Raw genomic sequence first — 23249 nt, 5'->3', positions numbered from 1 at the left:
CAATTATTAAATGACACTCTTGCTTTATTTTTTCGAGAACACATAAAAAAGAGTTACACCAGTAGTAAAAAAAATATCATTTGACATTTTCAAAAGCTTAATTATCCGATATAAAAAACTAATTTTGCCAGCGTATGGAAAATCAATCCACAGTAGCTTTTTATACACAAGGTTGTAAACTTAACTTTTCTGAGACCTCTAGCATTTCCAGACAATTGGTTAATGAAGGCTATCAAAAGGTTGATTTCAAAGACAAAGCAGACATATATGTAATTAACACCTGCTCTGTTACCGAAAATGCTGATAAGGAGTGTAAACGCATTGTTCGCTCAGCATTAAAAACCTCTCCAGAAGCTTTTGTAGTGATTGTTGGTTGCTACGCTCAATTAAAACCTAAGCAAATTTCTGAAATTGACGGAGTCGATTTAGTTCTTGGTGCTACGGAAAAGTTTAAACTCAACCATTACCTGAACGATTTAAGTAAAAAGGAATCTACTGAAATCCACTCTTGTGAGATTAACGATGCTAACTTTTTTGTAGACGCCTATTCTATTGGAGACCGTACTCGAGCATTTCTTAAAGTACAAGACGGTTGTGATTATAAATGCACTTACTGTACGATTCCATTAGCTAGAGGTATTAGTAGAAGTGATAAGTTAGAAAACGTCATTAATAATGCTAAATCTATATCAGACAAAGGTATTCAAGAGATTGTTCTGACTGGAGTAAATATTGGCGATTATGGTAAGGGTGGATTTGGAAACAAAAAACACCAACATACTTTCTTAGACTTAGTAAAAGAACTAGACAAAGTGAATGGAATTAACAGACTTCGTATTTCCTCCATTGAACCCAATTTACTGAAAAATGAAACCATAGATTTTGTAGCTAAATCTAAAGCATTTGTACCCCACTTTCACATTCCTTTGCAGTCGGGCTCAGATGAAATTCTAAAGAAAATGAAAAGACGCTATCTTACTGATTTATATACAGATAGAGTTTCTTACATAAAGTCATTAATGCCACATTGTTGTATTGGCGTAGATGTCATTGTAGGCTTTCCAGGTGAAACCGAAGAGCATTTTCTTGAAACCTACAATTTCCTAAATGAGTTAGACATCTCATACTTACATGTTTTTTCTTATTCTGAACGTGCTAATACAGAGGCAGCAGAAATGGACAATCCAGTTGATAAAGGCGCGCGACACAAACGCAGTAAAATGCTAAGAGTTTTATCAGCCAAAAAGAAAAGGTATTTCTACGAACAACAAATTGGCAGCAAGAGGAATGTCATTTTTGAAGGTGAAAATAAAGATGGTTTTATGTACGGTTTTACAGAGAATTACGTCAGGGTAAAAACCCCTTTCCAATCGAGCTGGATAAATACCATAAAAAAAACAGAATTAAACCAAATGGATGAAAGCGGAGTTTTTATCTTTGAAGAAGTATAACATAAGATTATGTATCCAAACATTAGCTATTTACTGAATGACCTTTTTGGAATTAACATTCCCCTACCCATCCAAACTTTTGGTTTTTTTGTCGCAATCGCCTTTTTGCTTTCTAGCTGGACACTTTCGCTAGAATTGAAACGAAAAGAAAAGGAAGGGTTAATTGCTGCTACCAATCGCAAAAAAGTTATTGGAGAAAAAGTAAAGCTGAAAGATTTAATCATTCAAGTAATTATAGGCTTTTTGGTGGGTTATAAACTTCTCTATGCCGGACTAAACTACAGCGACTTCGCGAGCAATCCTCAACACATTATACTCTCTGGTGAAGGACACTTTTTAGGCGGTTTAATAGGCGCATTCATTAATGCCTACTTGAAATACCGAGAATTGAAAAAAGAGGAGTTAAAGAAGCCTAAAACCATCACTGAAACTATTCACCCCTATCAATTAGTTGGTAATATTACCATGATAGCTGCTATTTCTGGAATTGTAGGCGCCAAGATATTTCACAATTTAGAAAACATAAACGAGTTTATGGCAGACCCCATTGGTCAATTATTATCTTTTAGCGGCCTAACCTTTTACGGTGGTCTGATATGTGGGGCAATTGCTGTTATTTATTACACCAAAAAATACGGTATTAACTATAAGATAATTAGTGATGCTTCTGCACCTGGACTGATGCTGGCATACGGAATTGGACGAATGGGTTGTCACTTTTCTGGTGATGGTGATTGGGGAATAACTAACCTTGCTCCTAAACCTGAATGGATGAGCTTTTTACCAGATTGGACTTGGGCATATACATACCCCAATAACGTAATCAATGCAGGCGTTCCTATTGAGGGTTGTGTAGGTAATTATTGCAATGAACTACTATACCCTGTATTCCCTACTCCTATTTATGAAATTGCTATGGCTTTGGCTTTATTTGGGTTATTATGGACATTGCGTACACGCATCAACATTGCAGGCATGTTGTTCGGTATATATATGATTATGAATGGTCTAGAACGATTTTTCATTGAAAAAATAAGAGTCAATACCAAATACATTATTTTTGAAACAGAGATAACCCAAGCCGAACTAATTTCCTTTGGACTAATCATTACTGGAATGATTATCGTGTATCGATTGTATTCCATTCATCGTAAAAAAGTAAGAACCTAGTAAAATATCTTGCCATGAAAAAAATACTATTACTTCTCTTACTTTCCAATCAGATAATAGCTCAACCTATCATTAAAAACCTAGTATTTGAAGGTGCTGGCGTTAGAGGCATTGCCTATGCAGGAGCCATCAAAACACTAGAGAAAAAAAACCTTATGGATAATATCCAAAAAGTAGGTGGCACTTCTGCAGGAGCCATTACCGCAATGCTAGTATCTTTAGGCTATAACTCCACAGAAATTGGACAGATAATTTGTCAAACAAAACTTAATAAATTCAATGATGGCAAATACCTTTTTGTGGGTGGCATCTACCGTTTAAACAAACGCTTTGGGTGGTACAGAGCCAAACGCTTTGACAAATGGTTATCAAAGATAATTGAAAATAAAACAGCCAATCCGAACATTACCTTTAAAGAACTTGCAGAAAGAAATTTCAAGGAATTATACGTTACTGCCACCTGTTTGAACAAGCAAAAGGAAGTGGTATTTGGAAAGGAACAATACCCTAATATGAAAGTCAAAGATGCTGTAAAGATATCCATGTCAATCCCATTGTATTTTGAAGCCGTATTTATTGATAGTATTGGCACCATACACCCAAAGCCAAAACGAGATAACCATCTTGATATAGTAGTGGATGGTGGTATTACCTCAAACTTTCCTATTTTCTTATTTGACACCATCATAGATGGCAAACGCATAGAAAACCCACATACTTTGGGTTTTAAAATTGATAGAGAAGAACAAATAGAGCAAGACAGATTAAAAGGGACTATTGCACCCATTGAAATAAGCAGGTTCAACGATTATGTATCTGCTCTGTACAATTACGTTATGGAAAGCCTAAATAGACACGATTTTACTGAAAAAGATAGAGAAAGAACAATTTCTATTTCATCTGAAGGAATAAGCCCAAAAATAAAACGCTTGAGCAATGAACAAAAAAGCAGTCTAATTAAAAGCGGACAGCTTTATAGCCAACAGCACTTTGAATAAATAATTAAGTATAATGTTCTATCCTAGAATGGTAAAGTATAGGCAACCGCTTTTAAACCTTTTTAATAAACACACACAGCCCCAAGAAGGTAATTCCTCCATTAATCATAAGCAGTTCAAAACCGAACGGAATATAGAGCTGTAATATGTAAGCCGCTACTGGCGACAGAAAAGCCACAATAGGAACTCCTTTGTCCCTAACACTCCACTTGGTAAAAATACCAAAGGCAAATAAGCCTAAGAGAGGTCCATAAGTGTAACCTGCTACTTTGAATAAAGCCGAAATAACGCTATCGTCATTTATGGCTTTAAAGATTAGTATCGCCACCACTAAAAGCAATGAAAACGCAATGTGAACGTATTTTCTAGTTTTCTGGCTGTTTTCCTTCTTTTCAATATCCAAAAAGTCCACACAAAAGGATGTGGTCAGAGAGGTAAGTGCTGAATCGGCACTAGAGTAAGCCGCTGCTATTAGACCTAAAATAAAGAAGATCCCTACTCCCAATCCTAAATCACCTTGTAAAGCTACCAAGGGGAATAAATCATCGCCTTTAGGGATATCTAAACCTATTTGCTGAGCGTATAAGTACAAGAGAGCTCCAAGAGCCAAGAAAAAGACATTCACCACAATCAAAGCAGCACTAAAAGAATACATGTTTTTCTTAGCCTCAGATAGGCTTCTACACGATAAGTTTTTTTGCATCATATCCTGATCTAATCCAGTCATAACAATCGCCAGAAAAGCACCTGATAAAAATTGCTTGATAAAGTGCTGCTTGCCTTCCAAAAAGAAGATTTGAGAGTATTCACTCTGACTAATAGTCTGCGTTAGTTCCACAAAACCTAAACCCATCTTATCAGAAATAAGCCAAATACTCACACCTACTGCCGACAGCATAAAGAGGGTTTGTAAAGTGTCCGTCCAAATAATAGTTTTGATACCACTTCTAAAGGTGTAAATCCATATCAGTACTATCGTTAAAGAAACCGTTAACCAAAAAGGCACATTCCAAGCGTCAAAAATGGCAATCTGCATCACATTTGCTACCAAATACAATCTGAAAGAGGCTCCTATTGTTCGAGAAAGCAAAAAGAAGAAAGCCCCAGTTTTATGCGTTACCTCACCAAACCTATCACCCAGATAAGCATAAATAGAGGTTAAATTCATCCGATAATAGATAGGCATCAGAACGTTGGCAATAACCAAATAACCAGCAGTCATACCCAAAATCATTTGCATATAGCTGAATTGGCTATCCGCTACCCAACCCGGAACAGAAATGAAGGTAACACCAGATAAGCTTGCCCCAATCATTCCAAAAGAAACAATATACCATGGCGATTGTTTATTCCCTAAAAAAAAGGTTTCATTACTATCGTTTTTACCTGTCAGATAAGAAATTACAATAAGCCCCACAAAGTATAAGGCAATTATAGTAAGGATTAAAATTGGTGACATATCTTTAAGCTAAAGAGTTTTCATAAGGTGTTCGGTTCACTATCGAGCGACCGAGCGTCAGTTCATCAGCATATTCCAGTTCATCACCAACAGATATACCACGAGCTATCACCGTCATTTTAACATCGTAATCTTTCAATCTCTTAAAAATGTAAAAGTTGGTGGTATCTCCTTCCATAGTAGTACTTAATGCCAATATAATTTCTTTAATCTTACCCTTTGCTACTTTTTCCACTAGGGAATCAATAGTAACATCATCGGGACCAACTCCATCCAATGGGGAAATAACACCACCCAATACATGGTATTTGCCCTTAAATTGATGGGTATTTTCAATCGCCATTACATCGCGAATATCTTCGACTACACAAACCGTATGCTCATCCCTATTCGGATTAGAACACAGCTCACAGATATCTATATCCGAAATATTGTGGCACTCTTTACAATAATTGATGTTTTCTCTAAGATTGATGAAGGCTTCTCCAAAATCACGAACCTCGTTTTTGTCCATCTTCAACAAATGAAGAGTAAGGCGTAATGCAGACTTGCGACCTATTCCAGGTAACCTAGAAAATTGCTCAACTGCATCCTGAATGAGTTTGGAGGAAAAGTTCATTATACAAAAATAATAGATTAGACAAATAAAACACGAATTGAAACAGAGAGTTATTGACAAGAGAAATTACTGAATCCGAACAATAATTCTATCTTTGCGAACATGCTATTAACGGTTATCATTGTTAATTATAAGGTCAAAAATCTACTTAGAGATTGCCTTAAAAGTGTTGAAATAGCTGCTCAACATTTAGATACTGAAATATGGGTAGTCGATAACCACTCTAATGATGGCTCTGTTGAAATGCTTCAGCAAGAATTTCCTAAAGTCAATATCATTGTAAATACAGAAAACAAAGGTTTTTCAGTTGCCAATAATCAAGCCATTGCCAAGGCAAAAGGAGAATATTTACTTATTCTAAATCCAGATACCCGTCTTAATAAAAACACCTTACAAGACTGCCTAACATTTAACCAATCAACAAAGAATTGTGGTGGAATTGGCGTAAAAATGCTAAATGAAAAAGGCGTTTTCCTCGCTGAATCTAAAAGAGGATACCCTAGTTTATGGGCGACAATATGCAGAGGAACAAAACTCTACAAATTGTTTTCAAAATCTGCTCTTTTCAATCCATACTATCTAGGGCATTTAAATACAGATAGTTGCCACAAAGTAGATGTTTTAGCTGGAGCTTTCATATGGATTAAGAGAAGTATTTACACTGAAGTTGGCGGTTTTGACAATGACTTCTTCATGTATGGAGAGGACATAGATTTATCCTATAAAATACAGAAAGCCAATTACCAAAACTACTATTTAGGAACAACAAGTATACTGCATTATAAGGGGAAATCTAACGATACACTAAGCACCGAATACATCAATCGCTTCTACGGAGCAATGAAAATTTTCACTAAAAAACATAAGCCTTTCACCTACCCCATATACCATTTAGCCATAGGAATTATGATGATTTATAAGAAAGCATTGCTTTACATACGATTAAGTCTTCTTAAAAAAGCCTAGCTAATAAGCCGAATATTTTACTAATTTAGCCGACAGAAAAAACAATCTTTTTACATGGCAAAAGTTGAGTTAATCATGCCTAAAATGGGCGAAAGCGTTGCAGAAGCAACCATCATCAGTTGGCACAAAGAAGTTGGCGAAACTATAGAAATGGATGAAACCATTGTCGAAATTGCAACCGACAAAGTAGACTCAGAAGTCCCTTCATCACTAGAAGGAAAACTTGTAGAAAAATTATTTGAAGTGGATGCCGTAGTAAAAGTTGGCGAGCCTTTCGCTATTATCGAAACGGACGCTGAAGAAAGCGACACTCCTGCACCTACCGTACAAGAAGAAGCTCCAAAAGTAGAGGAAGTAGCTCCAAAAGTAGAGGAAGTAGCTCAAAAAGTAGAAGAACAAATTGAGCAAGTCACTGAGAGCATACAAAAGATAGAAAATTCAGGAGATAGATTTTATTCTCCTCTAGTGCGTTCCATTGCTTCTGAAGAAGGTATTTCTATTGAAGAACTTGATACTATTAACGGTAGCGGAAAGGACGGTAGAGTTACTAAAAACGATTTACTGCTACACCTAGAAAATAGAACATCTGGTCAACAACAGGCTACTCCTACTGCTAAGCCAGTAACAAATACACCTCCTCCATCACCTGCTCCAAAAGTAACTACACCACCAAAAGTAAGTGTTAGTGGTGATTCTGAAATCATTGAAATGGACAGAATGAGAAAACTCATTGCTGACCATATGGTGATGTCCAAACAAACCTCTCCTCACGTTACTTCATTTGTAGAAGCTGACGTTACTACTGTTGTAAACTGGAGAAATAGAATTAAAGGAGATTTCAAACAACGCGAAGGGCAAAACATCACCTTCACCCCTATCTTTATTGAAGCCGTTGCCAAAGCTATTAAGGACTTCCCTATGATAAACGTCTCTGTTGACGGCACTAATATCGTTGTTAAAAAAGATATAAATATAGGTATGGCAGCTGCTTTACCATCAGGAAACCTTATTGTACCGGTTGTAAGGGGTGCAGATCAAATGAATTTAATGGGTATCACCAAAACGGTTAACGATTTAGCCAACAGAGCTAGAAATAACCAGTTGAAACCAGACGAAATTCAAGGTGGTACATTCACCCTAACCAATGTCGGATCTTTTGGTAATGTAATGGGAACTCCTATCATTAACCAGCCTCAAGTTGCCATATTGGCTGTTGGTGCAATTAAGAAGAAACCAGCGGTTATTGAAACTCCTCAAGGCGATTTGATTGGGATACGACACATGATGTTCCTTTCCCTATCGTATGACCATAGAGTTGTTGATGGTGCCTTAGGCGGTAGCTTCTTAAGAAGAGTAGCCAATTACCTCGAGCAATTTGACGACAAAACATCTATCTAAAATAGTATAATGGAATTATCATTAAAAAAACCTATTGTTTTCTTTGATTTAGAAACGACAGGAGTAGCTGTTGCTAAGGACAGAATCGTTGAAATATCTGTTTTCAAAGTGTATCCCAACGGCAATAAAGAAAGTAAGACGTGGTTGGTTAACCCTACTATACCTATCCCTGCTGAAACAACAGCCGTGCATGGTATTGACGATGCTAAAGTGGCTAACTCACCTACCTTTAAAGAAATTGCACACGATGTTAAAAACATTATGGAAGGCTGCGACCTTGCTGGATATAATTCTAACCGATTTGATATTCCCCTACTGGCCGAAGAATTCTTGAGAGCCGATGTGGATTTTGATATGAAAAAGCATAATGCTGTTGATGTTCAAAACATCTTCCATAAATTGGAACAACGCACCTTATCAGCAGCTTATAAGTTTTATTGTGCAAAAGACTTGGAAAATGCCCACAGTGCAGAAGCAGATACCATGGCGACCTATGAAATTCTAACCGCTCAATTGGATAAATACGATGAATTGGAAAACGATATTGACTTCTTAGCTGAATTTTCTACTAAAGGAAACCCGTCTGTAGATATGGCAGGATTTATCGTTTACAATGATGACAATGAAGAATGCTTTTCATTTGGAAAATATAAAGGACAAACGGTAGTGAGTGTATTGCAATCTAACCCTGGTTATTTTTCATGGATACAACAAGCCGACTTTCCACTCTATACCAAAAAGGTATTGACACAAATTAAACTAAGGGATTTCTAGAATGGATGATTCTAGCATTTTTTTACACCTTTTAATTGGGCCTTTAATGATGCTTTTTAGTCTAATTTATCTTTATTTCCCTGCTAAGAAAATCAATCACCTTTATGGACACAGAACCTCTTTGTCCATGAAAAATCAAGATACATGGAATGAAGCCAACAAACGAAGTGCTTTAATGATGCTTCTAGTTTCTGCTTTAACTTGTATCTTTCAACTCATTGGAATTGTTTTCAAAGTCAATAAAGAAACAACCATATTTTACGCTACTATTTTGCTCGTAGTTGGATTGATAATAGGTGTTTTATTTATTGAAAAACAACTGCGGTCAATTTTTGACAAAGACGGTAACAGAAAATAGTAGTATGAAAATCATTTGCATAGGAAGAAATTACGCTGATCACGCTAAAGAATTGGGAAATGCCACTCCTAATGAGCCTGTATTTTTCCTAAAGCCAGATACCGCCATTTCACCTAAAGGTCATCCCTTTTTTATCCCTGACTTTACAGATAATGTGCATTATGAGGTTGAAGTAGTCATTCGTATTAATCGTCTTGGCAAGCATATTGAAGAACGTTTTGCCCACAAATACTACAGTGAAATTGGCTTAGGCATTGACTTTACTGCCAGAGATGTTCAAGAAGAAGTAAAAGCCAATGGTCTTCCTTGGGAAAAAGCCAAAGGCTTTGACGGTTCAGCAGTAATTAGTAAAAATTTTATTTCTAAAGACGATTTAAATCTTTCGAATTTAAACTTTTCATTGGCAAAAAATGGTGAGACCGTCCAGTCCGGCAATACTAAGGATATGGTATTTCATTTTGACGGTATCATCGCCTACCTCTCACAATTCTATACCCTAAAAATTGGGGACTTAATTTATACTGGCACACCATCTGGTGTAGGGCCTGTAAAAAATGGCGATACACTAGAAGGTTTTATTGAAGATGAGAAGATGTTCAGAGTGAATATCAAATAGGTTTATTGAATAACACTTAAGCGTTCGGTAAGTGTTGAAGCTCCCGCTTTCACTTCCACCACATATACCCCACTTTTCAGAGAAGGTAAATCAATGGCTATTCGAGAATATGACCAAGGAATTTCCCCTTTGTCCACAAGCTTTCCCTGTAAATCGAGAATTCTATAAGTGATTTCACTTTCATTGGCAGAATAGATATAGACTGTAGCATCGGAATAAGTAGGATTTGGATAAATCTCTAGTGATGGCATATTTACATCTTCCAAATCTAGTAATAAAGCATTTGCTAAGGCATAATTGGGAATACCAAATCCTAACTGCTCATCGGGGTATTCATACAAATGGGCACTTTGGATAATGGCGTCTATAATTTGCATATTGCTTTTATCGTAATGGGCTTGCCACAAACAAGCCGTCATTCCCGCAATGACTGGAGAGGAAAAAGACGTTCCATTACTCGTGGCAATGCTGTTGTACTGCGTAATAATGGCTGTATTCCCTCCTTGTGCTGATACGCTAGGTTTTACTCTGCCATCAGACGTTGGACCGTAAGAAGAAAAGGAAGACACCTCTTGCATACCATCTACCGAGCCTACACTTAAGATGCTATCAGCATCGGCAGGTGCACCAATGTATTTCCAATTGCTATTGCCAGAGTTACCGGCTGAATTACAAACGATTATTCCTTTGCGGCTCGCCATAGTAGCTGCTCTGCTAATGACGGTTGTTTTACCATCCATATCCGCATAAGAATGGTCCTGCCAAGGGTAATCAAAAGTGGTATAGCCTAGAGAGGAATTGATAATATCTGCCCCTACACTATCGGCAAACTCGGCAGCTACTGCCCAATTGTATTCTTCAATTAAAGTTTCTGAACTAACATCTTCCGTACGTAAGAGCCAATAACTGGCTTTGGGAGCTGTTCCTAAAAACTCATCTTCCAAATAGCCACCCATAGTTGATAGTACCGACATACCGTGGTAATTGTCTTCATAAACAGAAAATTCTCTATCCACATAATCCCAAGTGCCCAGTATCTGGTTATTAGTGTACAAATGGCTAAAGGCATCAATGGTATTGGCATTTCTAAAACCAGAATCAAAGACCGCTATATGCATTCCTTGCCCTTGATAGCCTTGTGCATGTAAAGACATGCCTCCAATCATCTCAATTTGATTTTTTGCTGCATCGTGGGTGTTTTCAGTTATGACAATATCATCGAATTTGGAGGAATAGCGACTTGCAGTATCTACAAAGAAATAACCCAAAGTATCTATACGCTGAATGAAGTTCATTTTCACTAATGAATCTATAGCATTAGAGTCTGATTGTAAAGCAGTTACACCATTGAACCACTTGCTTTTGTTCAGCACCTCAAAATTTAGATTTTTAAGTGTATTGAGGTAGTCTGATGAAAGAGGATAATCGGAATAGTCAATGGAAATGTTTTGTTTGTCTCGTCTGGCTATGGAACGTTCTGAGAGTAAGTCCGAAGCAGAATAGCTTGTATTCGTTATACTCCCTTTATCACTAAAACCAATCCATAATTTATAGCCTACACCCTCTTGTGACCAAGATAAAAACGGTATAAAAAGTAAGGTTATAAGTATTCTCATTTTTTAGCTATAAATCCACCGCCTACCACGTCATTGCCTTCGTAAAAGACAGCAGATTGTCCTGGTGCGATGCCTTCTACTTTTTTATGGAAGAGTACTTTCACCTCATTGGCCTCCATGCTAAGGGTTGACATTTCACCTTGGTGCTTGTACCTCACCTTGGTTAAAGACTGCATATCTTCTGGAATGTGGTCGTATTTTATATAATTGATGTCTTTAACGAACATCTCTTGTTTATTTAAATCTTCTTTTGAGCCAATTACCACTTCATTGGTATCTGGTTTTATCTCAATGACATATGAAGCTTCTAAGCCAAAGGAAACACCCAATTTTCGCTGACCTATGGTATAAAAGGGATAACCGTCGTGCTGACCGAGTACTTCGCCTTTAGTATTCACGAAATTACCGCCTTTAACACGTTCTTCTAATCCGTCAACCCTACGCTTTAAAAAGCCTCTGTAATCGTTATCAGGAATAAAGCAAATCTCATAACTCTCTGGTTTCTTTGCCAGTTCCTCATAGCCTCTGTCAATCGCCATTTGCTTAATGTCTTCTTTGTGGTACTTCCCCATAGGAAAGATGGTTCTACTCAAGCAAGCTTGGGACAAACCCCATAACACGTAGGATTGGTCTTTCCATTCGTCCAACCCCTTAGAGACCACATAGCGTCCGTTTTCTTCTCTAACCTGAGCATAATGTCCAGTAGCAATGTATTGGCAACCCAATTGATCGGCACGTTTGAGTAAGGCTTCCCATTTGATGTGGGTATTGCACAAGACACAAGGGTTTGGCGTACGTCCAGCAATGTATTCATCCACAAAATTATCGATGATGTAATCACCAAACTCATCGCGAATATCCAGTATGATATGGGGAAATCCGCAGTCCACAGCCAACTGACGAGCATCGTTGATGGAATCCAGACTGCAACAGCCTGTTTCTTTATTAGAGCCGCCAGAATTAACGTAATCCCAAGTTTTCATAGTTATGCCTACCACTTCATAGCCTTCTTCATGAAGCATTAGTGCCGTAACGGTACTGTCTATACCCCCACTCATCGCTACCAGTACCTTTCCTTTACTCATTGTTGTCTTGTGTTTGTGGTATGCCGTTTTCGTAATCTATTTTGTAATCAAAAGAACCATCGCTTTTGTAATACTTCCATATGCCTTCTTTGAGGTCATTGACGTATTTGCCTTCGTAGGTCTTTACGCCTGCCGAATTGTAGAGAACGTATTTCCCTTCTAGTTTTCCATTGGCATAATTGGAAACTAATTTTAGCTTACCGTTTCTGTAATACTGGGTGTTTTCACCCTCTTTCTTTCCTTCTGAATAATTGGACGACTCTAGTAATTTGCCATCTAAGTAGTAGGCTTTTGTTTCACCATGCAATTTGCCCTCTTTAAAGTTTTCATCGCGGATTAGCACTCCGTTTTGGTCGTAATACTTCCAGAGCTGTACCTTTTCCTCATTCTCATAAACTCCTATTGCACTTACCGTTTCATTAGGATGATACAAACGTGCTGCTGCCGAACTACCATCATTGAAGTATTCCAAATTGGCTTTTAAAACACCACGCTCAGTGTAGTACAAAAATATACCTGTAGGGACATCGTTCACGAAAGTACCCTCGTAACGCAGATTGCCGTTATCGTGCTTTTGCGTCCACTTCCCTTGCTTTCTGCCCAATTCGTCAGTGCTGTTCTGAGCAAATGTAAAAACTGAAAGGAATAAAAAGAAAATGATTTTATACATAGTGCAAAACTACTAAGAATATAGTGTATTCTAAAACCTTCTTTTTTGAGAAAAATTGTACAGGGAACGGCTTAAGTTTTGAGGTGTATGGTGTTAGGATTCTAAATTTTTGTTTTTAATTTCTTACTAACTCTCCAAATGGTTATTGACGATATGACCACAAATATTATGGTAAATAGATAACTTACTCTGATAATGTTCCATTCCATTTTTAAATTCGATTCATTATTATGATATATATCTGTCAGTGCCAATACCGAAAAAAATAAGGCGATTAGAGTAATTATTCCAAGTCCTAATGATATTCTAATTAATCTTTTTGAAGTATTCATTTTTATGGCTTTTAACCGTTTTAACACGAGCAAGATACTCTCGCTAGTCAGGGGGTATTAAATTTTGCTCTTTCATTTTAGTTCATTTTAATTTGTTACATCACCCAAAAATCCAATGCTTAATTCATCGATACCAAGGAGCATAAAAAAATCCCCAAGAACAGAAATTCTCAAGGGGATTTTAAAATGTGTGAACTCGGAGGGAGTCGAACCCCCAACCTCTAGAGCCGTAATCTAGTGCACTATCCAGTTATGCTACGAGTCCAAATTCGTTTGCAAATATAAAGAGCTATTCGAATATCTAAAGAAAAAAGTGTCAAATTATTTCTTCTTTCTCAGTTTTACCTTGTTTTCGTCGCCCCTTACCAATCGCTCAATGTTTCTTTGGTGGGTAGCTATGAGTAATACTGGTACAAAAATGGCGAATATCATCATGGTTGGCACCACATATTCCGAAAGGTAATAAACCCCAAAGGGAAAGAATAAACCCGCAAAAATAGAAGAGAGAGAAACGTATTTGGAAAACACCAAAGTAATCACAAATACGATAATTGAAATCGCTGCTGCTTCTGGAAATACGCCAATCATAAAGCCAAGCAAAGTGGCTACGCCCTTACCTCCTCTGAAACCGGCATAAATGGGGAATACATGCCCTAATACGGCAGCTATACCAAATGCCAATTGTAAGTTAATGTAAATCTCTGTGGACGGCACATAAGAGGTAAACCAAACCAAGTCTACCGCCAAGAAGCCTTTGAACACATCCAATAACAAGACTGGAATACCGGCTTTTTTGCCCAAGACCCTAAAGGTATTGGTAGCACCGGCATTACCACTGCCATATTCTCTTACGTCTATGCCTTTCAACACCTTCCCTGCTATTATGCTAAATGGAATAGCACCAATTAGATAGGCTAAAAGCAGTAAAAGAATGTTTGTTATTGTTAACATAGTCGGCTAAAATACAAAGTTTGACTACTATCTAAAAAATCGCTTTTTGAAGTTATCAACATCCGTTTCTGAAGATAAATCGTACTGATATGGGGTCTCTCCTTTTCCAGCCGGCAATTTCTTTTGCTGGGTCTTTACTTCCATAATTTCAATGTTAAACTCCTTTATGGACGAACGGCTCAATAGCACATCGTTTGAGTAGTTAAAGAAGTACCACTCGCCTATGTCAGTCTCTAGGTAAATATTAAATAGGTCACCTGCATAGTCGTTGTTCAGCTCAAGTCTTCCTTTGTACAGTTTATTAATCTGGAAATCATTGATGTTACCCAATCCTAACATCCTTTTGGACATTAGACTGGAATTCTCTTGATCCCACTCCAAATTAACCTCATAGAAATACAAGGTCTTTTTCAATTCATTAGGTAGCTTTTCAAACTGTCCATACATCTCGTATTCAAAGGCTAAACCTTCATCACCCAAAATCCTGTTGAAGTTAGGAATGTAGAAGTTTTCACTCATCTCCAGCTCATCCGCCATAGGGTCGTTATACAAGTCATCACCCATAAAATCCATTGACTTTTTGCTCATGTAAAAGTCAAGAGAAAGCATACAAGTAGTTTTGAAGGTATTATTAACGGCATTAAAGTTAAAATTACCCGTTGTAGAAATATCAACTCTTCCTAAATCCAAGCCTAAATTAAAGTCGCCTTCACCCTTCATCACACAACCTTCATTGGTCATGGTAAAGCGGCTAGCAAGTGAATCTTCTTTGTCTTCTACTATGAACATAGAACGAGAGGCATTATACGATAGGTAACCGTTAATAGGCATCATCACAATATCTGTTTCTTGCTCCAAAGCAGAAAGGAATGCAGGGTAAATTCGGTCTTCAGACATAATGGGTCCAACGTATAGGTTTTTGCCTTCTTCATCCAGTACATTATCCCCTATTGGTAGTTTAATTTCATCCACTCCAACATAGTCGTTGAACTTCACCCAACCGTCATTAACCAAATAACATTCGTGCTGTACTTGAAAAGAACCGTCGTATAAAAACTCCTTTTGAGAGCCTTCCATTTTCACCAATCCTTTGTAAGAAAATTGTGGGTTGAACTTAAACTCACGTTCTGCTGAAATTTCTCCAAAAGCAACCGATTGTAAAGTACTATCCACATATAAAGTATCAAACTGAATAATTTGCTCGTCTATACCTCGTCCTTTGTAGTTGACAGAAGCACGTCCCGAATAACTATTGCCCCCTTGAATATCTATGGTAGCGTCAAACAACTCGTGGTACCTCTCTTCTCTGTTAATCAACAAAGTCGCATTGTATAAGGTACGCATGATAGAGCCGGTTTCTACAGTTACCGCCCCATCGGCTGGGTATATGGCAGCATCGGCTACTTGTATTTCGTCCACCTCTTCTGCTTGAATAATATAATCCTTTAAACTGTAAGAGGCTTTTCTAGAGACAAAAGACAATGAATCTTGTTCTGGGTGTACCGAAACAAACTTAGAGCCAGCTCCACCATCAGAAACGCCCAATTCAACAAGGCTTCTATCCATATACCATTTTAACTCGTCAATGTAACAGATGTATTGGTTTTCAGGGAAAGACACAAAAGAGCCTGTTCCATTCGACTGGAAAGTACCAGTACGTTCTACTAAGTTAATTTCTGTTCTTAGGTTAACCGACTCAAAGGCAATGGCATCAAAGTCATCGGAACGGTGAAGCACAAAGTCAGCAGTATCTGAATTGAACTCCTCCAAATTGAAATAATATAGATTAGAAACCAACTCAGACTCATCCAGAGCCACTTTACCTCCACCAGTAAGCCCAGAAGGTCTCAAGAAAAATTGACCATCTAGGGTGGCTTTAGCTGAATAGAGTACCAGGTCTTCCGTTTTCTTCTGAACGTTCAACACCTCTTCATAAGGTAGCCAATGTTCATATATATCATTACCACTGGCTTGTGGAACGCCCATTTCTCCTGATGTTTTAGCGAGTGCAAAAGAATTGGCATGGGTATTCATAGAATCTGGGAAGAAAATATAGTCTTTGGACTGCGTTGTTGAACTGAGGTATTCAAATGTCCCACTTCCTATTAGTCCTGATTTATTTAAACTTAATGAATTGTCACCCAAGAATTTACCTTTATCGACATACAAAGGGTAACCGCCTTCGGGAATGTTAATCTCAAAACCAAGAGCATTGTCTTTTTGAACTCTTAATTCTTGCCTGAAAGAAGGGAAAATATCCGCCGTATACATTTCTCCTGGGAAAGATAAAGAGCTTCTGTCGTAAGAATCTAATGAGTCAATCTCAAAAGGGTCAATATCAAAATAAAAACGGTCTCTATTATATACTCCTGCAAAAATCTCTTCTTGGTCATAATATACTTTAGACCTGTCATAACTTCTGATAATAGGATACTGAGGATGATCTTCTTTCCAAATCCCTGATTTGTTTATGCTTGTATCAACCAATAACTCTCCATTAGAAATAGTAATTTCACTGTGCAAAGGCTCGAGTATCAACTCCCCTTTCTCATCGCGTTTTTCTTGGTTATTTGGAATCCATATTTCAGTACTTGCATCTTTAAAATACATTCTAAAATCTTCGTAATTAAAGGTTATATCATCGGATTTTATTCTAAACCTTCCACCTGAACCAGCTATCAATCGCCCTTCCATTGAAAAGTTAAGTCCTTCTTGAACGACAATCTTTTTATTTGAAGGCAAAGCAACAACATCCCTTACCTCACTTACATTTATCTTATTGATACCAAAAATATCCAAATTCATGGTATTCAAATCTAGTATGGCATTGGCATTATTTTCTGGTTTTGTGGATATTAAACTAATAACATCATGGTCTATTTTCTCTGAACGCGCCATAATGTAGCGTTCCACATTGTCCTTAACATACACAGTACCAAGGTTTGAATTATAATCCAAAAAGCCTTGTTTGGCTAAATTCATTAAAAAGCGAATGTCTTGATCGTCAGAATAAGGCGATATTCTCATGAAATCTTCAATAAAAAACTTATTGTTAATGCCATAGTTCTTATTGAACTCTTTAATAGTCAACAACGGGTGCTTGGCATCAATACCCATGAGGTTATCAAATCTAGAAGAAGTGTAATACTTAGAGGATTCAAAAAAGGCAGGCTGATTGTTGTTTCCAGCAATAGTTCCAAAGGTAATTTTATCATCGTCAATTTTCCATTCTAGCTTTTGGAATTTCATCTCTAGATTGTGATAGGTATTCACATAGGGCGATGAGGAAACACCCTCATCATCAGAGATTAAATCTAAACGGCGTTCGTCTTGGTCGTAGATTAAACTCAATCCTGGATGAATAATTGAATCATTGGCAAAGAGTATTTTTACCGAGGCATTTGAGCCCAATACGCGCTTACCTACTATAGCAATTCTCTCTGTAGAAACCCTTACAAATTGCGAGCCATTTCTGTAAAAAATAAGACTTGCTAACTGGCCGTTTCCTCCGGTGGATACAAACCGATTTCCATATAGAGAATATCCGCCTTGAAAATCAACGTCTTCAATGAGGTCAGAGAGTATTATGTCTTTTTCGTAAGAGTCAAACTTTGGGTAACTGACCTTATCATCGCTTTTATTTCTGTTGATGAGTTTGTCTTCTAGATTTCCGTAAATGGCCTTTTCACCAAAGATATTGTAGTTGTAAAACTTGACCGAATCCGCCTTAAAGTTTGGTGTTTTCAAAGCGATGTTATAATCGGATAATTCAGCATAGACTTCTGTTAAGTTATAACCGGCTTTCTTCCAATCCACTAAACCGTTTTGCCCTTTCCATTCGCCCGTCATAGGATAGAAAACCCCTTGTGTCTGACTTATCCTTAAGGTGTCTCCTCTTGCTACGCAGAATAAATCAATTGGTTGTCTGAAATTAAGCTCTGGGACACTGTCATTTAAAGAGAATGAGAATGCCATTTTTGAGGGATACCAACTCAGAGAACGATTTTTGAACAGTACGTTTTCAGTGAATAAATCACTGGTGTAATTGAAAAATTTAAGCTGTCTGGAAGTAGGCTCATTTTCAATAAGGTGAATGACAATGCTCGACCAATTATTAAATTGCGTGTTAAAGTCTTGATAATCCGTAAATGATAAAACTGCTGAAAGTAAGGCTTCAAAGTGTGAGACTCTTTTTCTGGCTTTCAGCATCTTGTTTGAAACATCAACAAGGATTTCTTTCTTGTCTGTTGAAAAGGTACTTCCATTCCATAGTTTAGTAATCGTTTTCATCATCTTTTTGGTTTCTTCAGATGCTGAACCGGACAACATAAATGTATTTAGCTCCTCTATATAAGTAGTGTGGTCATTAGAGAATTCTTTTAACCTCTTGTTAGCTTGTCCATAAGACAGGTTTACAAGAATGACGAATGATAATAGAATAGATAGTTTTTTCATAATTTAAGTACGTTTTCTAAAAGTTGTGATTACCCAATCCTTTATGGTGAAATGCTCAATATAATCTAGTTTATGTATTGTGGCTTCATCTTTAATGATGTCCAAATCTTTCTCATAAAAACCACTAAATAAAATCAATCCGTCGGCTTTTAAATGTGAGGCATAAATAGACATATCAGATAATAAAATATTTCTGTTGATATTAGCTAAGATTATATCAAAATCTCCTTTAATTTTCTCACTTCCCCCGAACAAAACGGTAATGTTATTGCACTCATTTTTCTGAGTGTTTTCAATAGCGTTTTTATACGCCCACTCTTCTATATCAATAGCCTGAACGCTATGGGCGTTGAGCTTTTCGGCTAAAATGGCCAAAACAGCCGTGCCACAACCCATATCTAGAACGTTTTTACTTTCGAAATTAATGTGTCGCATGGCTTTTATCATCCCTTTAGTAGTGGAATGATGACCTGTGCCAAATGACATTTTTGGGGTAATTATAATCTCGTTTTCTACTTCTATTTGAGAATGAAAATCGGCTCTGATACCACAAAAGTCATCTATAACAATGGGGTTAAAACTCGATTCCCATTTTGAATTCCAATTTTCTTGACCAACGGTTTTGTAGTCAAAAGAAATGGCGCAGTCCAATTTCTCACAAATCTCTTGTATATCGTCTTTCGAGAATTCATTTTCAAGTATATAGCCAATGATACCCTCAGAGGTTTCCTCAAAACTTTCAAAGTTGAGTTCTGAAAGATAAGCTATCAGAATTTCAGACCAAGGTTCTAATAGTTCAAAGCTAAATATGACTTGATTGTAATTCATTAAATAGAATCTATAATTTGAATAAAATCCGATGGGTTTAAGGATGCTCCTCCTATTAAACCACCATCAACATCTTCTTTTGAAAATAATTCTTCGGCATTTGATGGCTTACAGCTTCCGCCGTATAGAATGGATAAGTCATCTGAAATAGCTTTACCGTATTTCTCTTCAAACAGAGAGCGTATGTATGCATGCATTTCTTGTGCTTGGTCAGATGAAGCTGTTACTCCAGTACCAATTGCCCAAACCGGTTCATAAGCAATCACTACGGATGACATTTGCTCAGCTGTCAGATGAAATAAGGCTTCTGAGAGTTGGCTTTTTATTATTTCAAAATGAGTATTTGCTTCTCGTTCATGTAATTGCTCACCACAGCAGTAAATAACCGTTAAATCATCCGACAAAGAACGGTCTACCTTTATGGCTAAATCAGCATTATTTTCTGCATGGTAGGCTCTTCTTTCAGAATGACCAAGAATCACATATTTAGCTCCAGTAGATGCTACCATAGAGCTTGATATTTCAGCAGTAAAAGCCCCGCTTTCTTTAGTGCTACAATCCTGTGCACTTACCGAATATAAGTCATCAGAAAGTTGAACCATACGATCTAGGTGGGTAAATGGCACACCTAATACAACTAACGCTTCACTGTCTGAAGTTTTTATTTTTTGTTTTAAATCATCAGAAAAAGAAACGCCCTCTTCAAGTGTTTTATTCATTTTCCAATTTCCAGTAACTATTTTTTTTCTCATTCTAATTCATTTTTATTCTAGGATCTAAGGCTGCGTATATTAAATCCACCAAAATATTAATACTAATAAACATTATTGCAATGGTTAATACACTGCCCATTACTACAGGTAAGTCGAGCTGATTTAAAGCGTCAACAATTTCTTTTCCTAATCCGTTCCATGCAAATATATACTCTACAAATACTGCTCCGGCAAGAAGACTTGCAAACCAGCCTGAAATAGCCGTTATAACTGGGTTTAAAGAATTTTTTAATACGTGCTTACTCAAAACTCTTTTAAAGCTTAGGCCCTTGGCTACTGCCGTTCTCACAAAATCTTTAGATAATGTTTCCAAAAAGGATGCTCTAGTCAATTGAATAATAACTGCTAATGGCCGAATACCTAAGGTAAATGCCGGAAGGATTAAATTCGATAGGCTAAGGTATTCTCCTCTCCCATAGTCATCTACAGAATATAAACTACCAGTCATGTTCAAAGAAGTAAAATCGTGCAATACAAAGCCAAATATCCAAGCAATTAAAATGGCTGAAAAGAAAGACGGTATTGACATTCCAAATACCCCAAACAATAATGCAAGTTTATCAATCCAACTGTCTTTAAAAATGGCTGCTATAATTCCGACAAACAGTCCAAGAATAATGGCAATAAGGATAGAGCTTATTGCTAATATAATGGTATTTGGTAAGGTGTCTGAAATAATGGAACTAACCGTTTTCCCAGACTTTTTAAAGGACGTTCTCAAATAAGGATACTTTAGAACAACATTATAACTCCCTAGTGAAATTAAGTGATAATAGTGGTATTCTTTTGAATATAGATTGGTATAGGATGAAGGATTTTGAGAATGAATGGAGAGTGGTGATAAATCGTTCAAATACAAGAGGTATTGTTCTGAATAGGATTTGTCAAAAGCATACTTAGCTCTGATATTTTGAAGTTGTAGTGCATCTTCTCTTTGGTCGAGCATCATACGTGCAGGGTCTCCAGGTAAAATATTAAACAGAAAGAAAACAACACTGATCACACCAAACATGACCAGAAAACCGTAAGCTAACCGTTTTGTAATAAAATTTAACAATCTAAAATAGATTTTCTATATCTCCCATATGAGGAAAATCGTTGTGGTGCCACTTTCCTTGAATTGTGCCTTTCTTAAGAAGCATTAAACCAGGATTTGAACGAATCATTGTTTTCAATGTAGTTTCATCCGTAAAGTAAAATGGATAGTCGATATTATTTTCTTCTTGAAATGCTAATATATTGTCGTCACTAGAGGCACACAAAGCATAAAAGGAAATCCCCCTTGCTTGACATTCTTCATAAAATGCATTTATCTCCTCTTGCTTTGAAGAAGATGTTTTAGTGATATTATAACACACCAATAAAAATGCATTGTCCTCTTCTAAGATAGAATAGGTATAATCTACTCCATTTTGTGAAATTGAAAAGTCATGAATGGGCGGCTCATAGCCCTCTTGTAATACAATGGATTTTTCAGTAGCCTCTACAAAGTCAAATTGCTCCCATTTGTTTTGGTAATCCGTTGATAGCATTTCTGAAATTTCTCCAGTACTTTTATCTTTTACGATATAATAAAGTGCTTCTTCAGTACATGGCAACCCCAACTCATCGCAGCTTTTCATTCCTTCAATAATATTGTTTCCAACAGCATAAGGTCTAAAGTCTTCAACAGGAAGGTGTCTATAAGTGTGAATTACAAAAGCAAAACAGAAAAAGGTAACTATACCCATCAACATATTTTCTTTCTTTTCATTGAAAAGGGGTTTGATGTATTTTTCACCAAGGAATAAAATTCCGATTAATACTAACAAAATGATGTCTTTACCAAAGGATTCCCAGGGTGTTAACTTTATAGCATCTCCAAAACATCCGCAATCTGTTACCTTGTTGAAATATGCCGAATAAAAAGTCAGAAAAGTAAAAAATACAGTCATAGCCATTAAAGACCAGTTGGCTAGTTTAGGTCGAGACCCTATCAATACCATAACCCCTAATATAACTTCTACTATACATAAACCGGCTGCCATAACTAAAGCCAGTGGAATGAGGAATTCTAAGTTAAGCACATCAGCGGCAAAGTATTCTTCAAGCTTGTAGGAAAAACCTACTGTATCGTTGGCTTTTATTAGACCCGAAATAATGAATAAAACTCCTACTAATAATCGAGATATGAATGTTATAAATTTCATTTTAGTTTAATTTTATAAGTGCAAAAATTGAATAGTTAATCATGTCAAAGTAATTGGCATCTATCCCCTCAGAAATAAGCGTTTTACCCTCATTATCCTCAATTTGCTTTACTCTAAGAAGTTTTTGCAAAATAAGGTCAGTTAAAGAGCTTACTCTCATGTCGCGCCAAGCCTCACCATAGTCGTGATTTTTAGACTGCATAAGTTCATTAGCTTCTATATAAAATTTCTCGTAAAGCTGTTGAACTTCTTCGCTTTCCATATCAGGTTGCTCAGCGATGCCTTTCTCTAATTGAATGAGCGCAATGATGGAATAGTTTACAATGCCTATAAACTCGTTTCTAATATCCTCACCTACTTTTTGAGAACCCTTCATCTCTATACTTCTGATGCGTTGGGCTTTAATAAAAATTTGGTCAGTTAAGGAAGATAAACGAAGAATACGCCATGCACACCCATAGTCTTTCATTTTTTTGATAAAAATATCCTTACATTTGGCAAACGCCACATCGTACTCTTGAATGGTCTGTTCCATGCGTTA

At 36.9% G+C, this 23249-nt stretch carries 21 protein-coding genes and 1 tRNA gene; 8 read left to right on the top strand and 14 right to left on the bottom strand.

Features of this window, described 5'->3' with window-relative positions:
• The first annotated feature begins 134 nt into the window (after window positions 1-134).
• Genes mtaB through ISP73_01310 form a run of 3 tightly spaced genes read left to right on the top strand, consistent with a single transcriptional unit; the run spans window position 135 to window position 3619 of the window.
• The gene (mtaB, locus tag ISP73_01320; GenBank protein MBL6657222.1) at window positions 135-1451 is read left to right on the top strand and encodes a tRNA (N(6)-L-threonylcarbamoyladenosine(37)-C(2))-methylthiotransferase MtaB; all 1317 of its coding nucleotides are present in this window, start codon (window positions 135-137) and stop codon (window positions 1449-1451) included.
• Window positions 1452-1460: 9 nt separating this feature from the next.
• Window positions 1461-2621, top strand: a complete 1161-nt coding sequence (locus tag ISP73_01315) for a prolipoprotein diacylglyceryl transferase (GenBank protein ID MBL6657221.1) — start codon at window positions 1461-1463, stop codon at window positions 2619-2621.
• 14 nt (window positions 2622-2635) lie between these two features.
• Entirely contained in the window at window positions 2636-3619 is a 984-nt protein-coding gene (locus ISP73_01310) for a patatin-like phospholipase family protein (protein MBL6657220.1), read from the top strand.
• A 52-nt stretch (window positions 3620-3671) separates the two neighbouring features.
• On the opposite strand, the gene ISP73_01305 is transcribed toward ISP73_01310, so the two are convergent.
• A complete protein-coding gene (locus ISP73_01305; protein MBL6657219.1) occupies window positions 3672-5078 on the bottom strand; it encodes a sodium:solute symporter in 1407 nt (468 codons plus the stop codon).
• A gap of 4 nt (window positions 5079-5082) precedes the next feature.
• Window positions 5083-5697 (bottom strand): recombination protein RecR, encoded by a 615-nt coding sequence (gene recR / locus ISP73_01300; GenBank protein MBL6657218.1) that lies wholly within the window; start codon window positions 5695-5697, stop codon window positions 5083-5085.
• Window positions 5698-5799: 102 nt separating this feature from the next.
• On the opposite strand from recR, the gene ISP73_01295 reads away from it, so the two are divergent.
• From ISP73_01295 to ISP73_01275, 5 genes are read left to right on the top strand one after another with little or no spacing between them, the layout of a single operon-like run.
• Window positions 5800-6663, top strand: a complete 864-nt coding sequence (locus tag ISP73_01295; GenBank protein ID MBL6657217.1) for a glycosyltransferase family 2 protein — start codon at window positions 5800-5802, stop codon at window positions 6661-6663.
• 54 nt (window positions 6664-6717) lie between these two features.
• On the top strand, window positions 6718-8061 hold the full coding sequence (locus ISP73_01290) for a 2-oxo acid dehydrogenase subunit E2 (protein ID MBL6657216.1): 1344 nt from the start codon (window positions 6718-6720) through the stop codon (window positions 8059-8061).
• Between the two features lie 9 nt (window positions 8062-8070).
• Window positions 8071-8835, top strand: a complete 765-nt coding sequence (locus ISP73_01285) for a ribonuclease H-like domain-containing protein (GenBank protein ID MBL6657215.1) — start codon at window positions 8071-8073, stop codon at window positions 8833-8835.
• A 46-nt stretch (window positions 8836-8881) separates the two neighbouring features.
• Entirely contained in the window at window positions 8882-9193 is a 312-nt protein-coding gene (locus ISP73_01280; GenBank protein ID MBL6657214.1) for an SdpI family protein, read from the top strand.
• Window positions 9194-9197: 4 nt separating this feature from the next.
• Window positions 9198-9809 (top strand): fumarylacetoacetate hydrolase family protein, encoded by a 612-nt coding sequence (locus ISP73_01275; protein MBL6657213.1) that lies wholly within the window; start codon window positions 9198-9200, stop codon window positions 9807-9809.
• Between the two features lie 2 nt (window positions 9810-9811).
• Here ISP73_01275 and ISP73_01270 read toward each other — a convergent pair whose 3' ends face one another.
• The 12 genes from ISP73_01270 to ISP73_01215 all read right to left on the bottom strand — a co-directional run bounded on the left by ISP73_01270 (window position 9812) and on the right by ISP73_01215 (window position 23243).
• Complete coding sequence (locus tag ISP73_01270) at window positions 9812-11425, bottom strand: S8 family serine peptidase (protein ID MBL6657212.1); 1614 nt, start codon at window positions 11423-11425, stop codon at window positions 9812-9814.
• Window positions 11422-12510, bottom strand: coding sequence for a tRNA 2-thiouridine(34) synthase MnmA (gene mnmA, locus ISP73_01265; protein MBL6657211.1), 1089 nt, complete (start codon window positions 12508-12510; stop codon window positions 11422-11424). The genes ISP73_01270 and mnmA overlap by 4 nt, the downstream gene beginning before the upstream one ends.
• Complete coding sequence (locus ISP73_01260; GenBank protein MBL6657210.1) at window positions 12503-13180, bottom strand: toxin-antitoxin system YwqK family antitoxin; 678 nt, start codon at window positions 13178-13180, stop codon at window positions 12503-12505. Before ISP73_01260 ends, mnmA begins: the two co-directional genes overlap by 8 nt.
• A 101-nt stretch (window positions 13181-13281) precedes the next feature.
• A complete protein-coding gene (locus ISP73_01255) occupies window positions 13282-13512 on the bottom strand; it encodes a hypothetical protein (protein MBL6657209.1) in 231 nt (76 codons plus the stop codon).
• 191 nt (window positions 13513-13703) lie between these two features.
• Window positions 13704-13777, bottom strand: a tRNA-Arg gene (locus ISP73_01250).
• Between the two features lie 56 nt (window positions 13778-13833).
• Window positions 13834-14463: a glycerol-3-phosphate 1-O-acyltransferase PlsY gene (plsY, locus tag ISP73_01245; protein MBL6657208.1), complete on the bottom strand. Its 630-nt coding sequence runs from the start codon at window positions 14461-14463 to the stop codon at window positions 13834-13836.
• 27 nt (window positions 14464-14490) lie between these two features.
• Window positions 14491-18918, bottom strand: coding sequence for a hypothetical protein (locus ISP73_01240; GenBank protein MBL6657207.1), 4428 nt, complete (start codon window positions 18916-18918; stop codon window positions 14491-14493).
• Window positions 18919-18921: 3 nt separating this feature from the next.
• Entirely contained in the window at window positions 18922-19746 is an 825-nt protein-coding gene (prmA, locus tag ISP73_01235; GenBank protein ID MBL6657206.1) for a 50S ribosomal protein L11 methyltransferase, read from the bottom strand.
• Window positions 19746-20498, bottom strand: a complete 753-nt coding sequence (locus ISP73_01230; protein ID MBL6657205.1) for a triose-phosphate isomerase — start codon at window positions 20496-20498, stop codon at window positions 19746-19748. Before ISP73_01230 ends, prmA begins: the two co-directional genes overlap by 1 nt.
• 1 nt (window position 20499) lies before the next feature.
• Window positions 20500-21576 carry an ABC transporter permease gene (locus tag ISP73_01225; GenBank protein ID MBL6657204.1) on the bottom strand — a complete coding sequence of 359 codons (1077 nt, stop codon included), beginning with the start codon at window positions 21574-21576 and terminating at the stop codon, window positions 20500-20502.
• 1 nt (window position 21577) lies between these two features.
• Complete coding sequence (locus tag ISP73_01220) at window positions 21578-22708, bottom strand: DoxX family protein (GenBank protein MBL6657203.1); 1131 nt, start codon at window positions 22706-22708, stop codon at window positions 21578-21580.
• Between the two features lies 1 nt (window position 22709).
• Window positions 22710-23243 carry a DUF1599 domain-containing protein gene (locus ISP73_01215; GenBank protein MBL6657202.1) on the bottom strand — a complete coding sequence of 178 codons (534 nt, stop codon included), beginning with the start codon at window positions 23241-23243 and terminating at the stop codon, window positions 22710-22712.
• Window positions 23244-23249 lie beyond the last annotated feature (6 nt).

The sequence above is a fragment of the Flavobacteriales bacterium genome (assembly GCA_016779935.1).
Classification (GTDB): Bacteria; Bacteroidota; Bacteroidia; order Flavobacteriales; family UBA7312.
Note: the sequence above shows the minus strand (reverse complement) of the source record. Positions and strands in the feature narration are given on the sequence as shown.

What these genes read in the sequence shown, in the direction of transcription:
- recR (MBL6657218.1), bottom strand. Translation starts at nt 5,697, where the DNA reads ATGAACTTTTCCTCCAAACTCATTCAGGATGCAGTTGAGCAATTTTCT.
- ISP73_01295 (MBL6657217.1), top strand. Translation starts at nt 5,800, where the DNA reads ATGCTATTAACGGTTATCATTGTTAATTATAAGGTCAAAAATCTACTT.
- mtaB (MBL6657222.1), top strand. Translation starts at nt 135, where the DNA reads ATGGAAAATCAATCCACAGTAGCTTTTTATACACAAGGTTGTAAACTT.
- mnmA (MBL6657211.1), bottom strand. Translation starts at nt 12,510, where the DNA reads ATGAGTAAAGGAAAGGTACTGGTAGCGATGAGTGGGGGTATAGACAGT.
- ISP73_01230 (MBL6657205.1), bottom strand. Translation starts at nt 20,498, where the DNA reads ATGAGAAAAAAAATAGTTACTGGAAATTGGAAAATGAATAAAACACTT.
- ISP73_01285 (MBL6657215.1), top strand. Translation starts at nt 8,071, where the DNA reads ATGGAATTATCATTAAAAAAACCTATTGTTTTCTTTGATTTAGAAACG.
- ISP73_01215 (MBL6657202.1), bottom strand. Translation starts at nt 23,243, where the DNA reads ATGGAACAGACCATTCAAGAGTACGATGTGGCGTTTGCCAAATGTAAG.
- ISP73_01275 (MBL6657213.1), top strand. Translation starts at nt 9,198, where the DNA reads ATGAAAATCATTTGCATAGGAAGAAATTACGCTGATCACGCTAAAGAA.
- plsY (MBL6657208.1), bottom strand. Translation starts at nt 14,463, where the DNA reads ATGTTAACAATAACAAACATTCTTTTACTGCTTTTAGCCTATCTAATT.
- ISP73_01260 (MBL6657210.1), bottom strand. Translation starts at nt 13,180, where the DNA reads ATGTATAAAATCATTTTCTTTTTATTCCTTTCAGTTTTTACATTTGCT.
- ISP73_01240 (MBL6657207.1), bottom strand. Translation starts at nt 18,918, where the DNA reads ATGAAAAAACTATCTATTCTATTATCATTCGTCATTCTTGTAAACCTG.
- ISP73_01315 (MBL6657221.1), top strand. Translation starts at nt 1,461, where the DNA reads ATGTATCCAAACATTAGCTATTTACTGAATGACCTTTTTGGAATTAAC.
- ISP73_01290 (MBL6657216.1), top strand. Translation starts at nt 6,718, where the DNA reads ATGGCAAAAGTTGAGTTAATCATGCCTAAAATGGGCGAAAGCGTTGCA.
- ISP73_01255 (MBL6657209.1), bottom strand. Translation starts at nt 13,512, where the DNA reads ATGAATACTTCAAAAAGATTAATTAGAATATCATTAGGACTTGGAATA.
- ISP73_01310 (MBL6657220.1), top strand. Translation starts at nt 2,636, where the DNA reads ATGAAAAAAATACTATTACTTCTCTTACTTTCCAATCAGATAATAGCT.
- prmA (MBL6657206.1), bottom strand. Translation starts at nt 19,746, where the DNA reads ATGAATTACAATCAAGTCATATTTAGCTTTGAACTATTAGAACCTTGG.
- ISP73_01305 (MBL6657219.1), bottom strand. Translation starts at nt 5,078, where the DNA reads ATGTCACCAATTTTAATCCTTACTATAATTGCCTTATACTTTGTGGGG.
- ISP73_01280 (MBL6657214.1), top strand. Translation starts at nt 8,882, where the DNA reads ATGATGCTTTTTAGTCTAATTTATCTTTATTTCCCTGCTAAGAAAATC.
- ISP73_01270 (MBL6657212.1), bottom strand. Translation starts at nt 11,425, where the DNA reads ATGAGAATACTTATAACCTTACTTTTTATACCGTTTTTATCTTGGTCA.
- ISP73_01220 (MBL6657203.1), bottom strand. Translation starts at nt 22,708, where the DNA reads ATGAAATTTATAACATTCATATCTCGATTATTAGTAGGAGTTTTATTC.